Raw genomic sequence first — 19,989 nt, 5'->3', positions numbered from 1 at the left:
ACCAAAGGGCGTTCGCGTGAGAAATGCCGCCACAAGAGCCGGAAAGGGCCGGCGGCGCGAGCGCATATCAGAGAGGATGCCGCGGCCAGAACAAATGCTGCGGACGCAGGAGTAGCAAGACATGAAGCGAATCGAACGAGTGGCCGGCGCCGGCAACGGGATGACGCGCGGCGCCGCCCGCCTGATGCTGACGGCCACGATGGTGGCCGTGCTGGCCGCTTGCGGCGGCGGTGGTGGCGGCGGTGATGCCGGCACCCCGGTGGTGGGCGGTGGCGGCACGGGCGGCGGTGGCACCACGCCGGTCACCACGCCGACGATGACCTTGGCTTTGTCCTCGTCGACGGTGACCGCGAACGCGCCGGCCACGGTGACCGCTTCGCTGCGGACCGCCACTGGCGCTCCGATCCCGGGTACGGTCGTGACGTTCGCCACCACCGGCAATCTGGGCAAGTTCGAGCCGGCCTCGGCACTGACCAATGACAGCGGCGACGCGACGGTGACCCTGTCTCCGGCCAGCGCCACCAGCACCGGTGCCGACACGATTACCGCGACGGCAAGCGTCAACGCGGCCAGTGTGACGGCGAGCGCCGGCTTCCAGTTGGCGGCGACCAACGTCACGATCACCTCGCTGACGTCGGACTTGGCCTTGCCTGCGCTCCCGCCCAATGGGGAAACCACGCTGACCGTGGCGCTGTCCTCCTCCGCCATCGGCACGCCGGTGAATGTGGCGCTGACATCGGCCTGCGTCATCGCCGGTCGCGGCACCTTGACGCCTGCCAGCAACGTGACGACGAGCACCGGCGTGGCGACCTTCCGCTTCCGCGACAACAGCTGCGGCAGTTTCCAGAACACTGACACCTATCAAGCGACCATCGCCGGCAGTGCTGCCACGCAGTCCTTGTCGCTGAATCTGGGCAAGCCCTCGGCCCAGAGCATCCAGTCCACCAGCAACGCGACCCAGACGATCTACCTGAAGGGGTCGGGCTACACCGAGTTCGCGAACGTGACCTTCCGACTGGTGGACGCGAGCGGCAACGGCGTGCCGAACCAGCCGATCGACCTGACCGCCAACATCTGGTCCGGTGGTCTGACGCTGGATGGTGCAACGCAGACGACGATCACCAAGAACACCGACAACAACGGCGACGTGGTGGTCCGGGTCAATTCCGGCACGGTGCCGACGCCGGTCCGGGTGTCCGCGACCCTCAAGGGCACGTCGATCTCCACCGTGTCCAGCGCCCTGTCCATCGCGGTCGGTCTGCCTTCGCAACTGAACTTCTCGCTGGCTCAGGGGACGATCAACATCGAAGGCGGCAGCCGTGACGGCACGGCAAACACCTATTCGATCATCGCGTCCGACCGCCTGGGCAACCCGGTGCCGGACGGCACGGCGATCAACTTCGTGTCGGAAGCCGGCCAGGTGGTGAACACGGTGTTCACCGCCAAGGACGCCAGCGGCATCTCTCGCGCCACGTCGAACTTTGTCTCATCTGAACCGCGTCCGGCTGACGGACGGGTCACAGTGCTGGCCTACGCGCTGGGTGAAGAGTCCTTCATCGACCAGAACGGCAACAACGTCTACGACGCCGGCGAGCAGTTCCAGAACCTCGGCTCGGTGTTCCTGGACCGCCTGTACAACAACCACTACAGCAATACCGATCAGTTCATCAAGCAGAACGACAGCACCGGAACCAACGTCTGCTCGAATGATCCGAACAACGTGCTGACGCAGCCGGCCACCTCGCTGTTCAAGTTCTCCGCCTACACGCCGTATGTGCCGAACACCTGCGATGCCGTCCAGGGCAAGGCTTATGTCCGTCGTGCGGTGGAGACGGTCTTCTCGTCCTCGACGGCTGGCATCGTCTGGGGTCTGAAGGCGCCGGACAACCTGCGCGGTACCTGCCCGGACAAGCGTGAACTGATCGACTTCGGCGCCTTTGGAGAGGAGCCCAAGGGCAGTGGTCTGTACGGCTACTACCGCGACGCGAATAACGTCGTGCAGCGTTCGACCTGGCTGGGCTATTCCCAGGACGAAGCGGCTCGCCCCAACCTCCGTCAGGTGGCTCCGGTGGGTACGGGCGTCGTCTATTCGGGCGGCGCGTCGAGCCTGTCGCTGTTCTTCTTTGTCAGCGACAACAATCCGGTGGCCTTCAATCCGATGCCGGCAGGCACCAAGGTCACGGCGACCGGCAGCGATGGTCTGACGGTCACGGTCCAGGCCGGTGCCACCACGCCGAGCACGTCGTATCCCACGGGCGCATCGATCGATGTCAAGTTCGCGGACACCACTGCCTCCGGCACTGTGTACATCACGGTCACCTCGCCCAGCGGTTCTGGGGTGACGTTTGCGCAGAACGTGGCCAAGGCCGCCGTTCCTGGGACTCCCGCGGCGTGCGACTGACGTTGAGCCTGGTCGGCATGCCCGGCGGTGGCAAATCCACCGTCGGCCGACTGCTGGCCAGACAGCTCGACATGCCTTTCGTCGATTCCGACGCCGAGATCGAAAAGGATCTCGGCGGCGAGTCGATCAAGGACTACTTCGCCCGTCAGGGCGAAGCGTCGTTTCGGGACCTCGAATCGCGTGTGATCGCGCGCTTGCTCGAAGGCGCGGGAGCGGACCGCGAAATGATCCTGGCCACCGGCGGCGGCGCGGTGCTGCGCGAGATCAATCGCGAACGGCTCAAGGCGCATTCGACAGTCGTGTACCTTCGCTCGTCGCCTGAAGAACTCTTCCGGCGGCTGAAGCACGACACCCAGCGGCCGCTGCTGCAAGTGGCCAATCCGCTGGCGAAGCTGCGCGACCTCTATGGCCAGCGCGATCCCCTCTACCGCCGCTGCGCGCACTTCGTGCTCGAGTCGAGCCGCCCTTCGGTGCATGGGCTGGCCAACATGATCCTGATGCAGCTGGAACTCGCGGGTCTGATCGATCCGGCCCGGGTGGCGGCGACCGTGGGGGCGAGCGAGGCCCCGTACACTTCCGGGAATGACCGCTCCGCTTCCTGATTCCACGTCTTCCGCGGCGGCGTTGGCCGCCGGCGCGACCACGGTCGCCATCGATCTCGGCGATCGCCGCTACGACATCCAGATCGGCCCCGGACTCTTCGACGACGCGTCGACCTGGTCCGGCCTGCCGCGCGCGGCCGTCGCGCTGATCGTCACCAATGACACCGTCGCGCCGCTCTACCTCGAACGCCTGAAGCGCCAGCTGGCGCCGCATTACAAGCAGGTCGAGTCGGTCATCCTGCCGGATGGGGAGCAGCACAAGAACTGGGCCTCGCTGGACCGGGTCATCGATCACCTGCTCGCCGGCGCGGCCGATCGCAAGACGGTGCTGTACGCGCTGGGCGGCGGCGTGATCGGTGACCTGACCGGCTTCGCGGCTGCCATCTACATGCGCGGCGTGCCCTTCGTGCAGGTGCCGACCACCTTGCTGGCGCAGGTCGATTCGTCGGTGGGCGGCAAGACCGCGATCAACCACCCGCGCGGCAAGAACATGGTCGGTGCGTTCTACCAGCCGGTGCGTGTCGTGGCCGATCTCGACACACTGGATACGCTGCCCGATCGCGAGTTGTCCGCCGGGTTGGCGGAGATCATCAAGTACGGACCGATCGCCGATGCGACCTTCCTCGACTGGATCGAGCGCCACCTCGACGACCTGCTCGCACGCGACAAGTCAGCGCTGGCTCACGCGGTCAAGCGCAGCTGCGAGATCAAGGCCTGGGTCGTTGGCCAGGATGAGCGCGAGAGCGGCCTGCGCGCGATCTTGAACTTCGGCCACACCTTCGGCCATGCGATCGAGACCGGCCTCGGCTACGGCGAGTGGCTCCACGGCGAAGGGGTGGGCTGCGGCATGGTGCTGGCGTCCGAGTTGTCGGCACGACTGGGCTTGATGCCGCCAGCATTCGTCGACCGGATGACGCGCCTGCTCGAGCGCGCCCGGCTGCCGGTGAAGGCGCCGCGGATGCCGATCGAGCGCTGGCTCGAACTGATGCGCGTCGACAAGAAGAACGAGGGCGGCGAGATCCGTTTCGTCGTCATCGAGTCCCTGGGCAAGGCCGGCCTGCGGGGCGCCCCCGATGCGCTGGTGGCCGAGGTGATCGAGGCCCACACCGAGCCCGGACAACGCTGAGAAGCTCAACCCACGATGACGATGCTGCGCGCGCCCTATGCCTCCGATCCCGCGCGCAGCCGCGGTCGCCGTCATCCCGAGGCGCCGGCGCCCACCCGCAGCGAATTCCAGCGCGATCGCGACCGCATCGTCCACAGCACCGCCTTCCGTCGGCTGGTCTACAAGACGCAGGTCTTCCTCAACCATGAAGGCGACCTGTTCCGCACCCGGCTGACCCATTCGCTCGAGGTGGCGCAGCTGGGGCGTTCGATCGGGCGCAGCCTGGGCCTGGACGAGGACCTCATCGAGACCATCGCCCTGGCGCACGACCTGGGCCACACGCCCTTCGGTCACGCGGGCCAGGACGTGCTGAACGACTGCATGAAGGCGCATGGCGGCTTCGAGCACAACCTGCAGTCGCTGCGCGTGGTCGACAAGCTGGAGCAGCGGTATCCCGCTTTCGACGGGCTGAACCTCAGCTTCGAGAGCCGCGAGGGCATCCTCAAGCATTGCAGCCGCCGCGACGCGGAACGGATCGAGCAGCGTGAACCTGGCGGTGTCGCCGCGCGCTTCCTCCATGGCGGCCAGCCGAGCCTGGAGGCGCAACTCTGCAACCTGGCCGACGAAGTCGCCTACAACGCGCACGATGTCGACGACGGCGTGCGCTCGGGGCTGGTGACCCTGGAGCAACTCGAAGAGGTGGCGCTGGTACATCGCTATCTGCGGGAGACGCTGTCGGCTTATCCGGACCTGACCGGCAAGCGACTGCTCGCCGAGACCATCCGCCGGATGCTGTCCCAGCAGGTCTACGACGTCATCGACGCCACGCGCAGCGCCATCGAGGCCGCCGCGCCGGCCGACGCCGAGGACGCCCGCACCAAGGGCCCGCTGGTGCGCTTCAGCCCCGACATGCGGCAGGCCAGCACCGAGCTCAAGCGTTTCCTCTTCAAGAACCTCTATCGCCATCCGGCGGTCCAGGCGCAGCGCGACCGCGCCGAGCAGGTGCTGCGAGAGCTGTTCCAGATCTACCTCACCGATCCCGGCCGGCTGCCGGCGGACTTCGCGGATGGCGAGGACCACGCCCGCGCCTGCGCCGACTACATCGCCGGCATGACCGACCGGTTCGCGCTCAGGGAGCATGAGCGGCTCACCGGCAAGCGCCTCATCGCGGCCTGATCCACGTCGGCGAACGCCGCCTCGGGCGGCTGCGAATGCTCGATCGACAGCCAGCGCCATAATTGGGGACAGACTTCCGTTCCCACCATGGCAAGACTTCCTCGGCTGGCGCTCGCCGGCCATCTGCATCACCTGATCCATCGCGGTCACAACCTGCAGCCGATCGTCGTTGACGACGAAGACCGCAAGGCCTTGCTCGCGGCGCTGCAGGACAGCGCCGCGACGCACAAGGTGGCGATCCACGCCTACGTCGTGATGCCGAATCACCTGCACCTGTTGGCCACGCCCTCCACGACGGACGGCCTGAGCCGCATGATGCAGGCGCTCGGGCGACGTTACGTGAGCGCCTTCAACCTCCGCCACGGCCGTGTGGGCACCTTGTGGGAGGGCCGTTTCCGCGCGGCGCCGCTGGAGGCGGACACCCACCTGCTCGCAGTCATGCGCAGCATTGAACTGAACCCGGGGCGCGCGGGGCTGGGCGATCCCGGCGACTACCCGTGGTCCTCCGCTGCGCACCATCTCGGCCACCGGCGCGACCCTCTGATCAGCGACCCGCCCGGCTTCTGGGCCCTGGGCAACACCCCATTCGAGCGCGAACTGGCTTGGCGTCGGTGGTTGGAGGAGGGCGAAACCGAAACCGAGCGCCAGAAGCTGATCGACTCCGCGCTGAAAGGGTGGCCGCTCGGATCGGCACGCTTCCTGCAACTGCTGGGCGAATTGAGCGAGCGCCCGATGAGTCCGCGCCCCCGCGGTCGGCCTCGCAAGGTGAAGCCGGAGGAGGCAATATGATCATTGCCTATCTGTCCCCATTTAATAGGCTCACGCCCGCAACGCATCCTGTAATTCGAGACTGACCCCATTTAGTTGTGCTTGTGCCATGCCGGCACGCGCCTTAACCTGCGCGGGTTTCGTTTTCGAGAGTTCAGGAGGCCACCGATGTCGGCAGCTCAAGATCCGCGCGCAGCGCAATCGTCGTCCCCCGCCACGACCGCCGACGCGGTTTCCGCCACGCTGCCGACGGCCGGCCCGTCCGCGACCGAGATCCGCGAGCTGGCCGCCCATGGTCTGTACAACGGCGCCAACGAGAAGGACGCCTGCGGCCTGGGCTTCGTGGCCCACATCAAGGGCCAGAAAGCCCACCACATCGTCCAGCAGGGCCTGAAGATCCTGGAGAACCTGGACCATCGCGGTGCCGTCGGTGCGGACAAGCTGATGGGTGACGGCGCCGGCATCCTGATCCAGATCCCCGACGAGTTCTATCGCGCCGAGATGGCCCAGCAGGGCGTCACGCTGCCCCCTCCGGGCGAATACGGCGTCGGCATGATCTTCCTGCCCAAGGAGCACGCCTCGCGCCTCGCTTGCGAGCAGGAACTTGCCCGTGCGATCAAGGCAGAGGGCCAGGTGCTGCTGGGCTGGCGGGATGTGCCGGTGGACCGCGACATGCCGATGTCGCCGACCGTGCGCGAGAAGGAACCGATCATTCGCCAGATCTTCATCGGCCGTGGCCCGGACATCATCGTCCCCGACGCGCTCGAGCGGAAGCTGTACGTGATCCGCAAGACGGCCTCCAGCGCGATCCAGGCGCTCCATCTGACGCACAGCCGCGAGTACTACGTGCCGTCGATGAGCTGCCGCACCGTCATCTACAAGGGTCTGCTGCTGGCCGACCAGGTGGGCAAGTACTACCGCGACCTGGCCGACCCGCGCGTGGTTTCCGCGATCGCGCTGGTGCACCAGCGCTTCTCGACCAACACCTTCCCCGAGTGGCCGCTGGCCCACCCGTACCGGATGGTGGCCCACAACGGCGAGATCAACACCGTCAAGGGCAACTTCAACTGGATGCGCGCCCGCGAAGGCGTCATGAAGTCGCCGGTGCTGGGCGACGACCTGAAGAAGCTGTACCCGATCAGCTTCGAGCACCAGTCCGACACGGCCACCTTCGACAACGCCATCGAGCTGCTGACGATGTCGGGCTACCCGCTCGCGCACGCCGCGATGATGATGATTCCCGAGGCCTGGGAGCAGCACGAGTGGATGGACGAACGCCGCCGCGCGTTCTACGAGTACCACGCCGCGATGATGGAGCCGTGGGACGGCCCCGCCGCCATGGTCTTCACCGACGGTCGCCAGGTCTGCGCCGCGCTGGACCGCAACGGCCTGCGTCCGGCCCGCTACTGGGTCACCGATGACGACCTCGTCGTGCTGGCCTCCGAATCCGGCGTGCTCCCCATTCCGGAATCGCGGGTGGTCCAGAAGTGGCGCCTGCAGCCCGGCAAGATGTTCCTGATCGACCTGGAGCAGGGTCGCATCATCGACGACGAGGAACTGAAGACGCAGTACGCGAACGCGCGTCCCTACCGCCAGTGGATCGAGAACGTGCGGGTCAAGCTCGACGAGATCCCCGCGCCGGAAGCGGCCGCGCCGGTGTTCCCCGCTTCGCTGCTGGACCGACAGCAGGCCTTCGGCTTCACCCAGGAAGACGTGAAGTTCCTGCTCGCGCCGATGGCCGCGAACGGCGAGGAAGGCATCGGCTCGATGGGCAACGACAGCCCGCTGGCCGTGCTGTCCGACAAGAACAAGCCGCTCTACAACTACTTCAAGCAGCTGTTCGCGCAGGTCACCAACCCGCCGATCGACCCGATCCGCGAGGCGATCGTGATGTCGCTGAACAGCTTCATCGGTCCCAAACCCAACCTGCTGGACATCAACGCGGTGAACCCGCCGATGCGCCTGGAGGTGACGCAGCCGGTGCTGGACTTCGCATCGATGGCCCGCCTGCGTGCGATCGAGCACCACACCAACGGCAAGTTCAAGCCTTACGAGCTCGACATCACCTACCCGCTGGACTGGGGCCGCGAGGGCGTGGAGGCGCAGCTGGCCTCGCTGTGCGCTGAAACCGTGGACGCCATCAAGGGCGGCCACAACATCCTCATCATCACGGACCGGCACCTGAGCGCGAACCGGGTCGCCATCCCGGCGCTGCTGGCGCTGTCGGCGGTGCACCACCACCTGGTCCGCGAAGGACTGCGCACCACCTGCGGCCTGGTCGTCGAGACCGGCACGGCACGCGAGGTCCACCATTTCGCGGTGCTCGCGGGCTTCGGCGCCGAAGCGGTCCATCCCTACCTCGCGCTGGAGACGCTGCAGGCGATGAGCGCGGAGCTGCCGGCGGCGCTGTCGGCCGACAAGGCGATCTACAACTACATCAAGGCGGTGGGCAAGGGGCTGTCGAAGATCATGTCCAAGATGGGCATCTCGACCTACATGTCCTATTGCGGCGCGCAGATCTTCGAGGCCATCGGCCTGAAGTCCGACTTCGTCGCGAAGTACTTCCGCGGCACGCCGACGCAGGTCGGCGGCATCGGCGTGTTCGAGGTCGCCGAGGAAGCGCTGCGGCTGCATCGCGCCGCGTTCGGCGACGACCCGGTGCTGGAGCACATGCTGGACGCCGGCGGCGAATACGCGTGGCGCACCCGCGGCGAGGAGCACATGTGGACCCCCGACGCGATCGCCAAGCTGCAGCACAGCACGCGATCGGGCAAGTTCGACACGTACAAGGAATACGCCCAGCTGATCAACGACCAGAGCCGCCGCCACATGACGCTGCGCGGCCTGTTCGAGTTCAAGTTCGACCCGACCCAGGCGATCCCGCTGGAGGAGGTCGAGCCGGCCGCCGAGATCGTCAAGCGCTTCGCCACCGGCGCGATGTCGCTGGGCTCGATCTCGACCGAGGCGCATGCGACGCTGGCCGTCGCGATGAACCGCATCGGCGGCAAGAGCAACACCGGCGAGGGCGGCGAAGACCCGGCGCGGTATCGCAATGAGCTCAAGGGCATCAAGATCACGGCCGGCACGAAGATGTCGGACGTCGTCGGCAGCAAGGTCGTCGAGGTCGATTACGAACTGCAGGACGGCGACTCGATGCGCTCGCGCATCAAGCAGGTCGCCTCGGGCCGCTTCGGCGTCACGACCGAGTACCTGGTCAGCGCCGACCAGATCCAGATCAAGATGGCTCAGGGCGCCAAGCCCGGCGAGGGCGGTCAACTGCCCGGCGGCAAGGTCACCGACTACATCGGCTTCCTGCGCCATTCGGTGCCGGGCGTGGGCCTGATCTCGCCGCCGCCGCACCACGACATCTATTCGATCGAGGACCTGGCGCAGCTGATCCACGACCTGAAGAACGTCAACCAGCGCGCCGACGTCTCGGTCAAGCTGGTGTCGGAAGTCGGCGTGGGCACGATCGCGGCGGGCGTGGCCAAGGCCAAGGCCGACCACATCGTGATCGCCGGCCATGACGGCGGCACCGGCGCCTCGCCGTGGTCGTCGATCAAGCATGCCGGCACGCCGTGGGAGCTGGGCCTGGCCGAAGCGCAGCAGACGCTGGTGCTGAACCGCCTGCGTGGCCGCGTCCGCGTGCAGGCTGACGGCCAGATGAAGACCGGCCGCGACGTCGTCATCGGCGCGCTGCTGGGCGCCGACGAGTTCGGCTTCGCGACCGCGCCGCTGGTGGTCGAGGGCTGCATCATGATGCGCAAGTGCCACCTGAACACCTGCCCGGTCGGTGTCGCGACGCAGGACCCGGTGCTGCGCAAGAAGTTCAGCGGCAAGCCCGAGCATGTCGTCAACTACTTCTTCTTCGTGGCCGAGGAAGCGCGCCAGATCATGGCGCAGCTGGGCATCCGCAAGTTCGATGAGCTGATCGGCCGCGCCGACCTGCTCGACACGAAGAAGGGCATCAGCCACTGGAAGGCCAAGGGCCTGGACTTCACCCGCGTCTTCCATCGCCCGGAACTGCCGGCCGACGTGGCCCGCCTGCACAACGATCACCAGGACCACGGCCTGGACCGCGCGCTGGACGTCAAGCTGATCGAGAAGTGCCTGCCCGCCTTCGAGAAAGGCGAGAAGGTGCGCTTCATGCAGGAAGTGACCAACGTTCGCCGCACGGTGGGCGCGATGCTGTCGGGCGAACTGATCCGCCGTCGTCCGGAAGGGCTGGAGGACCAGACCATCTTCATCCAGATGGAAGGCACGGGCGGCCAGAGCTTCGGTGCCTTCCTGGCGCCGGGCATCACCTTCTACCTGATCGGCGACGCCAACGACTACACCGGCAAGGGCCTGTCCGGCGGCCGTGTGGTGGTGCGCCCGTCGATCGACTTCCGGGGTGACGCGACGAAGAACATCATCGTCGGCAACACCGTGCTGTACGGCGCGACCAAGGGCGAGGCCTTCTTCCGCGGCGTCGCGGGCGAGCGCTTCGCGGTGCGGCTGTCCGGCGCGACCGCGGTCGTCGAGGGCACGGGCGACCACGGCTGCGAGTACATGACCGGCGGCACCGTCGCCGTTCTCGGCAAGACCGGTCGCAACTTCGCCGCCGGCATGAGCGGCGGTGTCGCGTACGTCTACGACGAGGATGGCCAGTTCGCCAAGCGCTGCAACACGGCGATGGTCTCGCTGGACAAGCTGCTGCCCGCGCACGAGCAGGAAGCCACGATGGACAGGGCGATCTGGCACAAGCTCGGCGATGGCGAGGCCCGCACCGACGAGGCGATCCTCAAGAAGCTGATCGAGGATCACCACCGCTGGACCGGCAGCCAGCGCGCCCGCGACATCCTGGACCACTGGGCCGAGTCGCGCGCCAAGTTCGTGAAGGTGTTCCCGACGGAGTACCGCCGCGCGCTGGGCGAGCTCGGAGCCGCCAAGGAAGCCGCCGCCACCATCGCCCACGCCAAGGCGCCCGCCGCCAAGGTCAAGGTCTGATCCGTCGCATCGAAGTCGCAAGAGATTCAGGAATTCAGGAGCGAGCCGCCATGGGAAAAGTCACCGGCTTCATGGAGTACGAACGTCTGGAAGAGGGCTATGAGCCCGTCGAGGCGCGTCTCAAGAACTACAAGGAATTCGTCATCGGCCTGAACGTCGAGCAGGCGAAGCAGCAGGGCGCCAGATGCATGGACTGCGGGACGCCGTTCTGCAACAGCGGCTGCCCGGTCAACAACATCATTCCGGACTTCAACGACCTGGTGTACCGGGGAGGCGATGCCGACTGGAAGAGCGCCATCGCGGTGCTGCACTCGACCAACAACTTCCCCGAGTTCACCGGCCGCATCTGCCCCGCCCCCTGCGAGGCCGCCTGCACGCTCAACGTCAATGACGACGCGGTCGGCATCAAGTCGATCGAGCACGCGATCATCGACCGCGCCTGGGTCGAGGGCTGGGTACCGCCCAGACCTGCGAAGGTCAAGACCGGCAAGACGGTGGCGGTCGTGGGTTCCGGCCCGGCCGGCTTGGCCGCGGCGCAGCAGTTGGCGCGCGCGGGCCACAGCGTCACCGTGTTCGAGAAGAACGATCGCGTCGGCGGCCTGCTGCGCTACGGCATCCCCGACTTCAAGATGGAGAAGAGCCACATCGACCGTCGCGTCCAGCAGATGGAAGAGGAGGGCGTGGTGTTCCGCACCGGCGTGATGGTCGCTCACCTGCCCGAGGGATCCAAGGTCACCAACTGGGCCAAGGATGTGGTCACGGCCGATGAACTGACCGAGAAGTTCGATGCCGTGCTGCTCGCCGGCGGTGCCGAGCAATCGCGCGACTTGCCGGTGCCGGGCCGCGACCTGGCTGGCGTGCATTTCGCGATGGAGTTCCTGCCGCAGCAGAACAAGGTGAATGCCGGCGACAAGCTCAAGAACCAGCTGCGCGCCGACGGCAAGCACGTCATCGTGATCGGCGGTGGCGACACCGGCAGCGACTGCGTCGGCACCAGCAACCGCCACGGCGCCAAGAGCGTCACCCAGTTCGAGCTGATGCCGCAGCCGCCGGAGGTCGAGGATCGGCCGCTGACCTGGCCCTACTGGCCGATCAAGCTGCGCACCTCGTCCAGCCACGAGGAAGGATGCGAGCGCGAATTCGCGATCGCGACCAAGGAATTCCTCGGCGAGAAGGGCAAGGTCACCGGCGTGAAGACGGTGCGCGTGGAGTGGTCCAACGGCAAGATGGTCGAGGTTCCGGGCAGCGAGCAGGTCCTGAAGGCGGACCTGGTGCTGCTGGCGATGGGTTTCGTCAGCCCGGTCGCGTCGATCATCGACGCCTTTGGCGTCACCAAGGATGCCCGCGGCAACGCCAAGGCGACCACCGATTTCAACGGCGGCTACAAGACGAACGCGGCGAAGGTGTTCGTGGCCGGCGACATGCGCCGCGGCCAGTCGCTGGTGGTCTGGGCCATCCGCGAAGGCCGGCAGGCGGCACGCTCGGTCGATGAGTTCCTGATGGGGGACAGCGCGTTGCCGCGTTGATCAGCCGGATCCAGAAAGCGAAAACCCGCTGTCGTGAGACAGCGGGTTTTTTCATGCCCACGGAGCCGTAGCGAGCGGCTGGCAAGACGAAAAAAAGCCCGGCGGGTGCCGGGCTTCGGTTGTGGAGCGGGCGATCAGAGCGCGCCGTTCGTGCTGTTGCGCAGCGGGATCTCGCGCCAGTTCAGGATCTTGGCGCCGACCGCCGAGCCCTGGTTGGGCTTGCTTCGGCACAGCGGATCGCCCGGGGGGCAGACGTTGCACGTCGGATCCTTCGCATCGCAGGTCGTCTTGGGCGACGAGGGAGTCGACCCGCTGAGGACCAGGTCCACGCCCTCGTCCGTCTTCACGAACAGCATGTCCGTGACGGCGAAGCCCGGATCCAGGTAGGCCGCGTTGTTGGCGAACTGCGTCTGACCGCTGGAAAGATCGATCAGGTAGACACGGCTGACACCACCGGGGTTGCAGGCATCGGCCGTCGACGGCAGCGTCGCGGAGAAGGCGGCGAAGCTCAGGTAGTAGGTCGGGTCATTCAGCACGCGGTAGCCCGAAGGCAGATCGAAGTACCAGCCCGATTTCACCTTGTAGTCGATGCTCGCCTTCTGCGTCAGGTCCGTGAGCTGCACCAGGTTGGCCGAGGTGATCGGGAACACGTTGTTGGTCGGCGCGTCGCCCGAATTGCTGAACTTGGCGACCGTGCCGTCGACGACGCCGTACAGACGCTGCAGCTGCGTGCTGTTGATGTCGTTGGCATTGAGCATCTTGCCGGTGCCGAAGGCCAGGAACCGACGGTAGGTGTTGGTATCGCCGATGGGCACGACCGCCGTGGTGATCGGCTGCGGCGTGTTGTTCGGACCGACCGCGCGAGCCACCTTCACCAGGTTGGGATAGCCATTGCTGCCGGAGCGCAGGTCCGCACGCCAGACATTGCCGCGCAGGTCGCCGCCGTAGACCGACTCGACCACCAGCGTCGACAGGTCGGGATAGAACGGCGTCAGCTGGTTCAGACCGGCTGGATCGCCGGCAGAGGCGTCGTCGGACAGCGCGTCCGCGCTGATCGTCGTGATGATCGCGCCGGTCTTCGGGTTGAGCACGTAGATGCGGGCCTTGCCGGAAGCATTGTTGTGGCCGGTCGGAACCAGCACCACCCAGCCGTGCGTGGCCGTCTTGGTGATCACGGGTTCGCCGAACAGCATGCCCATGTCCGGCGCGGTGAACTCCCACAGCACCTTGCGCACCGCATCGTCTTCGCTGGTGACGTCCGACAGGTCGGTCAGGTCCAGCGCGTAGACGCTGCGCCCGCCCTTGCCCAGGCCGCCGACGACGATCGTGTGCCAATCGGCGGCACCGCGCTGGCCATCGACATAGCCGAAGTCCACATCCATCGCCGTCGGACGGGCGTCGACGAAGAAGCGGTGGTTGAAGTTGGGATTGCCCAGGATGGCCAGGCCGTCGGTGCCCGGTGTGGCCGGGTTGCTGGGGCCGGCGAACAGCGCGCCGGGGATGTAGGCGAAGATCTCGCGGCCGGCGGTGCTGCCCGTCAGCGAGCCATCAATCACGTGCACCATGCCCGCGTTCGTGCCCACCACCAGGTAGTTCGGACGCTTCTTGGTGGCGACAGCCGCCTTGTACGCCGCGTAGCCAGGGTTGGCACCTTCCGACAGGTTCATCGACGGTTGAGCGACCACGGTGACCTTGGAGTTGACGATGTCGCCCACCAGCGACGAGCGGGTGCGGTACTTGCCGGTGCCCTCGTTCGACTGGTCCCCGCGCAGGTAGTTCACATACTCGTCGGTGGTGTCGGTGGTGTTGTAGCTGGTGACCAGGCCGGCCTGCTGAGCGGAGCCCACGCTGGAGGTCTTCTGGAAGCGCACCGCCCTCTTGGTGTCGGTGTTGTAGGTCACCACTCGACGATCGTCCTTCCAGCCCGTGCCGGCGAGTTGAGCTGCCAGCTTGGTGGAGAAGCGCCAGGCCTCGACCTGCGTGGTGGCGGTGCTGCCGTTGGCGGCGCTGAGCGTGCTGGCAATGACCTCGCCGGTCCACTGCTTGGCGTCGTACTGCGTGGCGTAGCTGGCCACGCCGGCGGCCGTGATCTGCTGCGAGGCGGTGCTGAAGGCGGTCGAGTACGCCTTCATCCGCGAGGCGATGCTCGCGAATGCGTTGGACAGGCCACTCACCATCTGGTCCGCCTTGGCGGCCGTGAAGTAGGTGTCGGGGCGCAGTTGACCGCCGACGGTGTCGCTGCTGTCGCCGGTGTGCCACCAGCCTTGCGTCAGGTCCGTCGTGCGGGTCAGCGGGTTGAAGTCCGTCGGCAGGTTGGCGCCACCGTAGCGCGTGGCCAGGTAGTACTGGTTGTTGGACTTGTAGGCGCCGAACTCGAGCACGTCCAGCCAGTACGTCTGCACGGTCTGCATGCCGGCCGAGTTCTTGTCCGATTCCGCGTCCGGGCGGATGTCGGTCGAGTTGGCCCAGTACGCCATGCCCGCGATCAGCGCGCCGTTGTTGTTGCAGCAGCCGTTATAGCCCTGGACATTGCCCAGCGAGGCATTGACGCCGCTGAGCTTGCCCACGCGGTTGGTCCATTCGACGGCATCGAAGGCCTTGTCGTCGGTCACTTCGGTCGGCTTGGTCGGCTCTGAGGAGCCGGTCGCGCCCGGCAGGTTGCGGTCCGCGTGGGTGTTGACGTCGCCGATGCCCAGGATGAAGTTCTTCTGGCAGGAATACTCCATCGGGTCGCCCCAGTTGGAGATCACCGGGAAACCGTCGGCCTGCGCGGCCCGCGTGGTCTTGCTGCTGGGGGCTGAGTAGCTGGCGACGTTGCCGAGATTGCGGTAGTAGCGCAACGCGGCGTAATAGAGTTCGCCGACCGGGTCGTAGGTCTTGTACGAACCCGAGGCGCCGAACTTGTTCAGGTAGTTCATCACCCCGCTGTAACTGACGTTGACCCCGTAGTAGGCGGCCATGTCCGCCACATCGTTGATGTTCGCGCTCGCGTCGACGTTGGGGTTGTCCACCATGATGCCGGTGTTCGGATCCCATTCGCGCTGTGCGTTCGTGACGGGATCGCCACCCGGCACCGGCTTCGTCGGACCGACGTACTTCTGGCGCGAGCGCAGAACGCCGCCATCGCGGCTCAGGGTGGCGTCATTGAGATAGCCGAACGCGCTGAACCGGATCTGGCTGGCGTAGTCCTGAATCAGACCCTCCGGCTTGTAGATCGTGTTGTTGGCGTAAGGCTTGCAGTTCTGTTCCAGGTAGCTGTTGTTCGCTGAGCTCAGCGTGTTGTCGCAGACGCGGACGCGGATGTCGATCAAATACGACACGCCGCCATTCCACGAGGACGACGTGGGATCGAAGGCCGTGGGGTTGCCGCTGTTGTTGTCTCCGCTGTTGGAGATGCGCATGCTCACGCCAAGGCCCTGGATGCGCATCTTCAGGCCGTTCCAGGCGTTGCCGTTCTGATCCACCAGTGGTGTGGCGCCGGCGACGATGGTCTGCGAGGTGATGGAGCGGTCGGGGAAGTTGCCGGTGTTGCCCTGGCCGCTGGCATAAGCCTTCTGCAGGACGGTGGCCGTGGTCGTGTCGACCACCCGCGACCCACCGGTCAGCGCCCACCGGAACGGGTCGATGGTCTGCATGGTGGCGTAGTTCAGGAAGTTGCCGCTCCACTTCTTGCTGCAGACGTGGCTTGCCGCCTTGGCCGTCGGCGCGAAGTGGTCCACCGGGATCGCGGTCGTGGACTTCCTGTAGTCGTAACACTTGTTGGGGTCGAAGTACCCGAGGTAGGTCGACGCCGGGTTGTAGGTCGCGTCGGTGTGGGCGTTGCTCACGGCGGTCGGATATTCCACCGACAGTGCCAGGGCCAGGTTGCCCGGCACCGCGACGGAGGCGAACACCGGTTTGTCGGCCAGCACGGTCTGCGCATTGGCGATCGACATCGCGGCCAACAAGGCCGCGGCGCCGCTCAGGCGCAAGGAAAGACGAGAGGGGAACATCGAGGGCCTCTGATCAGTTCAAGGTGGTGAACGTACTCTGATAGAACGAGTACGCGTTGTGCGGGCCGGTGACGCGCACGGTGATGCGATAGGTCGGTTGGGGCTGCGGCTTCGGATTGCCGGGCTTGGCCCCGAAGTTGTTGGCCCGGCCCAGCATCTGGCAGTTGGCCGGATCGAAGGCGCCGGTGTTCAAGCACAGCCGGTCGATCAGGTAATGGACGGTGACGTTGTCGCCGGCCAGCTTGATCTCGTTGGCCGAGCTGCCCAGGCCGGACAGCCCGCCGCCGGTGGTCGTGTCCAGCAGCGCCAGCGGAATGCCGGAAGCGTCGCTCGGGAGCATCGTTGCGCTGTAGTTCTGTGCCGCGTTGCTGGTCCAGCGCGCCGAGGTCAGCGCCAGGGCGCCGCCAGGGGACAGGGCCGTGCTGGCGAGGCGGATGGCGCGTTCGCTCTGGTTGGTCATCTCGCGCTTGAAGCCGAAGTAACCGACGCTGGCCAGCGTCACGTTCATCGATTTCATCGCGGCGGCGGCGCCGATCAGAAGCACGGCGAGGGTGATCAGCGCGATCACCATGATCACGCCGCGCTGGCGCTTGGGGAGGGTCGGGGCGGTGGAACGCATGGGAGGCCTCGGGATGGGGACGGCGGCGGACGGGGACGGTCCGCTCAAGGCGGCACCGGACGCGCGGGAGCCGTCAGGATGGCGTTGCGCACCGGCACCGTCAGTTCGATGAGGCGGTAATGGCGAAGCTGCTCGGCCTCGGGGAGCTTGATCGTCGTCTGCATCGCCGCCGGCAAGGCGGAGAACATGGTGAAGGTTCCGGGCGAGACGTATTCCTTGTCGCGCTCGATCCGGTCCCCGCGCACCAGCATCGAGATGCTCACGGCCACGATGTCGGCGCCCAGTGCCGGGGTCGCGGTCAGTCCGGCGGCGTTGTAGGGAGCGGCGGACGGATTGACCCAGCTCGTGATCACGCCGTTGCCCGCGGGCGCCACCCCGAAGCGCACGCGGAAGTCGATCACGTTGTCGGCCAGCGGCACCGGGAGGTCGGCATTGGGGATGTTGTTCATCTGCAGCATGTCGTAGGCGACCAGCTGCCGCTTGTCATTGATGCCGATCAGCTGGAAATGGGGCTGGTTGCCATTGACGTTGCCGAGGTTGGTCACGCTCAAGGGGCTGGACACGCCGTAGCTGACCAGGTTGTTGGTCCCGACCGCGGCCGCGTAGTAGGGGCCGTCGAGCGGCACGCCCGGGGCGGCGGAGCCGACGAAGTTCGGCGCCACCTGGGTGATCAGGCAGCGGCGCGAGAGCTCGGTGAGCATCAGCAGGTCGCCGCCGCGAAGGCCCAGCGTGTTGTTCATGTTGAAGGCGTTCACCTGCACGGTGCCGGTGACCACTTCCTGGGGCGCTTCGCTCATGCCCGCGGAGGTGGTCATGATCTGGATGACGTCGGACGGACCGTTGCCGAACTTCGCGTCGAATCCGAGTCCCGCATAGACAACGATGGGCATCGCCGCCACGGCCCCCGGAACGTTCTGGAACGGGGCGGGGAAAGCCGACTGGCGCGGCAGGATCGGCGCGCCATTGCGCGCGACATCGAGCGGGCAGCCGAAGCTCAGGGCCTGGTTCTGGAACAGGCCGGAACCGATGCTGCGCAGCTGGCGGTCCAGGTCGTAGGACAGGTAGCCGCTGTTCTGGGCCAGGTCGGAGGTGGTGGCGCTCTGGCGCTTCGACTTGTCGAAGGCGTTCATCATGATGCCGAGCGCGGCCATGAGCACCAGGCCGATCGTCATCGAGATCAGCAGCTCGACCAGGGTGAAGCCGAAGGCCGCGCGCATGGCGCCACGGCGGAGGAGGGGACGGCGATGCATCGTCATGGTCAGTTCAGTCGCACGTCGGTGTAGTACGTACGCGCATCGCCGGCAGGCGTCTTCCACGTGATCGTGATGCGCTTGGTGTTCGCGAGCGTCCCGACCGGCGCATCGGCAACATCGCCCTTCGCGCCGACGAGGCCGGAGGCCGAGACGCGCGCCTGCCATGCAGCGATGGTGGGAGGCAGGCTCGTGTTGTAGAGCCACATGTCGTTGGCCATTTCCGAGGCCAGGGTGGCCGCACGCTGGTTTTCATCGGCGCCGGAACTGGCCTGCGAGGCACGGGCCATCAGCGCGACCAGGCCCACGATGCCGATCGTCATGACCAGCATCGCGACCATCAATTCGATCAGCGTCATGCCTCGGGCGCGCGCCCGGGAAGGGCGCCGCGCGCGACTTGGTGAGAAGGTGTTCATTCGGTGGCCGCCTTGTTGACGGCTTCACAGCCGTCGGGTTCGGAGTCCGACAGCAGACGCTCGCGGTCGCACAGACGCACCGTCCCGCCCAGGGTCACCCAGACGGACAGCTTCTTCTGATTGGCGGCTGTCGAACTGGAGTCGATCCAGTAGATCGAGTTGCCATCGGCATTGACGTTGCAGGAGGCGCCGGCCACCGGGGCGTTGAGCATCACGGGCCGCCCGTTGGGGCCGAAGCAGACTGCCGTCGGTCCGGTGATGGTGATGTTGGAGGTCGCATCCGTCACCGAACCGCACTGGAGCGGCTGCGTGGGCGCGGGTTGGGTGATCAACGGGTTCGCGATCAGCTGGACCACCCAGAATCGGCCCGTGGCCGACGCAGCCGAGTTCAGCGCGCAGCTGGAATCGTCGGTGCGGTAGAAGACCACCGGCTGGTAGGAGTTGATCGCCTGGGCCTGCGCGTTGCGCAAGCTGGTGGAGAGCGAGCTGCCGGCTGTCCGGATCTGGGCATTGGTGGCCCAGGATCTCATCGTCGGCGCGGCCAGGGCCGTCGTCAGGCCGATGATCGCCAGCACGATCATCAGCTCGATCAACGAGAACCCGCGTGACGCGCGGCCCTTCGTCCTCAGCATGCTTCACCCTTCACCATCACCCACCGGCTGGTGCAGGTGTTCCAGCCCGTGGGCGCGCCGGTGGTCTGGCGCTTGTCCGCCTGGTCGACGGTGAAGACGAAATCCTTCAGCAGCGTTTCGGTGCTGGTGGCCTTCAGCGTGTAGGAGCTGGCGCCTGGCGCGTCGCAGCCGATCGTGAACTTGCCGTTCTTGCGAGGCGTCGAGCACGGCGGCGTGGCCGAACCGCTGGCCGCATAGGTGCGGAAGTTCTGGTAGTAGGCTTCCATGTCGGCCCGCATCATCGTCAAGCCGGTGGCCGCGTCGGCGAGGGCGCCGCGCATGTAGTACGACCGGTAGCTCGGCAGCGCGATCGCCGCCAGGATGCCCACGATCGCCACCACGATCATCAACTCGATCAGCGTGAAGCCACGCGACGTGGACCGGCGAGCCGGCGACGAAAAGTTCTCGAACATAAGCGCTCCTGTTTGCTGAAATTATCGGCAGCCGCCCCTGGAAGGCGAGGCCGCTCGTCGT

The 19,989-nt window shown here is 66.5% G+C and carries 13 protein-coding genes; 7 read left to right on the top strand and 6 right to left on the bottom strand.

Going from position 1 to position 19,989, the window contains the following annotated elements:
* Positions 1-121: 121 nt before the first annotated feature.
* The 7 genes from FHT38_RS18990 (at position 122) to FHT38_RS18960 (ending at position 12,567) form a co-directional block, all read left to right on the top strand.
* Entirely contained in the window at positions 122-2,401 is a 2,280-nt protein-coding gene (locus FHT38_RS18990; protein ID WP_183492890.1) for a hypothetical protein, read from the top strand.
* Positions 2,398-3,003 carry a shikimate kinase gene (locus tag FHT38_RS18985; protein ID WP_183493595.1) on the top strand — a complete coding sequence of 202 codons (606 nt, stop codon included), beginning with the start codon at positions 2,398-2,400 and terminating at the stop codon, positions 3,001-3,003. The genes FHT38_RS18990 and FHT38_RS18985 overlap by 4 nt, the downstream gene beginning before the upstream one ends.
* Positions 2,984-4,129 carry a 3-dehydroquinate synthase gene (aroB, locus tag FHT38_RS18980; protein WP_183492889.1) on the top strand — a complete coding sequence of 382 codons (1,146 nt, stop codon included), beginning with the start codon at positions 2,984-2,986 and terminating at the stop codon, positions 4,127-4,129. The genes FHT38_RS18985 and aroB overlap by 20 nt, the downstream gene beginning before the upstream one ends.
* A 21-nt stretch (positions 4,130-4,150) precedes the next feature.
* A complete protein-coding gene (locus FHT38_RS18975) occupies positions 4,151-5,284 on the top strand; it encodes a deoxyguanosinetriphosphate triphosphohydrolase (protein ID WP_183493594.1) in 1,134 nt (377 codons plus the stop codon).
* Between the two features lie 87 nt (positions 5,285-5,371).
* On the top strand, positions 5,372-6,073 hold the full coding sequence (locus FHT38_RS18970; protein WP_183492888.1) for a transposase: 702 nt from the start codon (positions 5,372-5,374) through the stop codon (positions 6,071-6,073).
* A gap of 147 nt (positions 6,074-6,220) precedes the next feature.
* Complete coding sequence (locus tag FHT38_RS18965; protein WP_183492887.1) at positions 6,221-11,041, top strand: glutamate synthase-related protein; 4,821 nt, start codon at positions 6,221-6,223, stop codon at positions 11,039-11,041.
* A gap of 50 nt (positions 11,042-11,091) precedes the next feature.
* Positions 11,092-12,567, top strand: a complete 1,476-nt coding sequence (locus FHT38_RS18960; protein WP_183492886.1) for a glutamate synthase subunit beta — start codon at positions 11,092-11,094, stop codon at positions 12,565-12,567.
* A 134-nt stretch (positions 12,568-12,701) separates the two neighbouring features.
* Here the strand turns inward: FHT38_RS18960 and FHT38_RS18955 are convergent, their stop codons facing one another.
* From FHT38_RS18955 to FHT38_RS18930, 6 genes are read right to left on the bottom strand one after another with little or no spacing between them, the layout of a single operon-like run.
* Positions 12,702-16,559 carry a pilus assembly protein gene (locus FHT38_RS18955; protein WP_183492885.1) on the bottom strand — a complete coding sequence of 1,286 codons (3,858 nt, stop codon included), beginning with the start codon at positions 16,557-16,559 and terminating at the stop codon, positions 12,702-12,704.
* Between the two features lie 13 nt (positions 16,560-16,572).
* Positions 16,573-17,178 carry a hypothetical protein gene (locus tag FHT38_RS18950; protein ID WP_183492884.1) on the bottom strand — a complete coding sequence of 202 codons (606 nt, stop codon included), beginning with the start codon at positions 17,176-17,178 and terminating at the stop codon, positions 16,573-16,575.
* A 44-nt stretch (positions 17,179-17,222) separates the two neighbouring features.
* Positions 17,223-18,434, bottom strand: a complete 1,212-nt coding sequence (locus FHT38_RS18945; protein ID WP_183492883.1) for a PilW family protein — start codon at positions 18,432-18,434, stop codon at positions 17,223-17,225.
* 2 nt (positions 18,435-18,436) lie between these two features.
* Positions 18,437-18,844 carry a prepilin-type N-terminal cleavage/methylation domain-containing protein gene (locus FHT38_RS18940; protein WP_091727198.1) on the bottom strand — a complete coding sequence of 136 codons (408 nt, stop codon included), beginning with the start codon at positions 18,842-18,844 and terminating at the stop codon, positions 18,437-18,439.
* Complete coding sequence (locus tag FHT38_RS18935) at positions 18,841-19,476, bottom strand: GspH/FimT family pseudopilin (RefSeq protein WP_147239778.1); 636 nt, start codon at positions 19,474-19,476, stop codon at positions 18,841-18,843. Before FHT38_RS18935 ends, FHT38_RS18940 begins: the two co-directional genes overlap by 4 nt.
* Positions 19,470-19,928 carry a type IV pilin protein gene (locus FHT38_RS18930; RefSeq protein ID WP_183492882.1) on the bottom strand — a complete coding sequence of 153 codons (459 nt, stop codon included), beginning with the start codon at positions 19,926-19,928 and terminating at the stop codon, positions 19,470-19,472. Before FHT38_RS18930 ends, FHT38_RS18935 begins: the two co-directional genes overlap by 7 nt.
* Positions 19,929-19,989: the final 61 nt, after the last annotated feature.

The sequence above is a fragment of the Mitsuaria sp. BK041 genome (genome assembly GCF_014193085.1).
Classification (GTDB): domain Bacteria; phylum Pseudomonadota; class Gammaproteobacteria; order Burkholderiales; family Burkholderiaceae_C; genus Roseateles.
This window is presented reverse-complemented; position numbering and strand designations above follow the sequence as displayed.

Coding starts and splice junctions, on each gene's coding strand:
- FHT38_RS18955 (WP_183492885.1), bottom strand. CDS start 16,559: ATGTTCCCCTCTCGTCTTTCCTTGCGCCTGAGCGGCGCCGCGGCCTTG.
- FHT38_RS18950 (WP_183492884.1), bottom strand. CDS start 17,178: ATGCGTTCCACCGCCCCGACCCTCCCCAAGCGCCAGCGCGGCGTGATC.
- aroB (WP_183492889.1), top strand. CDS start 2,984: ATGACCGCTCCGCTTCCTGATTCCACGTCTTCCGCGGCGGCGTTGGCC.
- FHT38_RS18930 (WP_183492882.1), bottom strand. CDS start 19,928: ATGTTCGAGAACTTTTCGTCGCCGGCTCGCCGGTCCACGTCGCGTGGC.
- FHT38_RS18990 (WP_183492890.1), top strand. CDS start 122: ATGAAGCGAATCGAACGAGTGGCCGGCGCCGGCAACGGGATGACGCGC.
- FHT38_RS18970 (WP_183492888.1), top strand. CDS start 5,372: ATGGCAAGACTTCCTCGGCTGGCGCTCGCCGGCCATCTGCATCACCTG.
- FHT38_RS18975 (WP_183493594.1), top strand. CDS start 4,151: ATGCTGCGCGCGCCCTATGCCTCCGATCCCGCGCGCAGCCGCGGTCGC.
- FHT38_RS18965 (WP_183492887.1), top strand. CDS start 6,221: ATGTCGGCAGCTCAAGATCCGCGCGCAGCGCAATCGTCGTCCCCCGCC.
- FHT38_RS18945 (WP_183492883.1), bottom strand. CDS start 18,434: ATGACGATGCATCGCCGTCCCCTCCTCCGCCGTGGCGCCATGCGCGCG.
- FHT38_RS18940 (WP_091727198.1), bottom strand. CDS start 18,844: ATGAACACCTTCTCACCAAGTCGCGCGCGGCGCCCTTCCCGGGCGCGC.
- FHT38_RS18960 (WP_183492886.1), top strand. CDS start 11,092: ATGGGAAAAGTCACCGGCTTCATGGAGTACGAACGTCTGGAAGAGGGC.
- FHT38_RS18935 (WP_147239778.1), bottom strand. CDS start 19,476: ATGCTGAGGACGAAGGGCCGCGCGTCACGCGGGTTCTCGTTGATCGAG.